Source organism: Cupriavidus sp. WGlv3 (assembly GCF_023952475.1).
GTDB classification, from domain to species: domain Bacteria; phylum Pseudomonadota; class Gammaproteobacteria; order Burkholderiales; family Burkholderiaceae; genus Cupriavidus; species Cupriavidus phytorum.
In genome coordinates this window covers 1-439 of the sequence record NZ_JALHRX010000148.1, presented here as the reverse complement: position 1 = coordinate 439, position 439 = coordinate 1, and the positions used below count along the sequence as shown (strand labels likewise).

The following is a 439-nucleotide window of genomic DNA, read 5'->3' as shown; positions in this document are numbered from 1 at the left end:
GTGCCCGCCGCGAGGAATTCATTCTTCAGCTTGATGATCAGCACCAGCGTGGTGACCACCGCGATGGCCATGCCGATCATGCCGAAGGCATTGCCCTTGCGCGCCGAGGCCGGGTGCGACAGCCCCTTGAGCGCCTGGATAAAGCACACCGAGGCCACCAGGTAGAGCAGGGTGACGAGGTTCATGCTGACAAGGCCCGCCATCACGCGCCCTCCTTGGCCAGTGCCGGCTTGCCCTCGGGCGCCTTCGCCTTCGGTTCCTTCTTCTTGAACATCTCCAGCATGCGCTGGGTGACCAGGAAGCCGCCGAACACGTTGACCGCGGCCAGTGCCACCGCCAGCGTGCCCATCACGCGCCCGACGCCGCCTTCGGTCAGGCCCGCGGCGAGCATGGCGCCGACGATGATGATGGCCGAGATCGCGTTGGTTACCGCCATCAG

At 65.8% G+C, this 439-nt stretch carries 2 protein-coding genes; both read right to left on the bottom strand.

Features of this window, described 5'->3' with window-relative positions:
- A partial coding sequence (locus MKD38_RS30925) for an NAD(P)(+) transhydrogenase (Re/Si-specific) subunit beta (RefSeq protein WP_252682465.1) occupies positions 1–203 on the bottom strand: 203 nt, incomplete at its 3' end.
- Positions 203–439 (bottom strand): proton-translocating transhydrogenase family protein (locus tag MKD38_RS30920; RefSeq protein WP_252682463.1); only part of this gene is annotated, 237 nt, incomplete at its 5' end. The genes MKD38_RS30925 and MKD38_RS30920, both read right to left, overlap by 1 nt.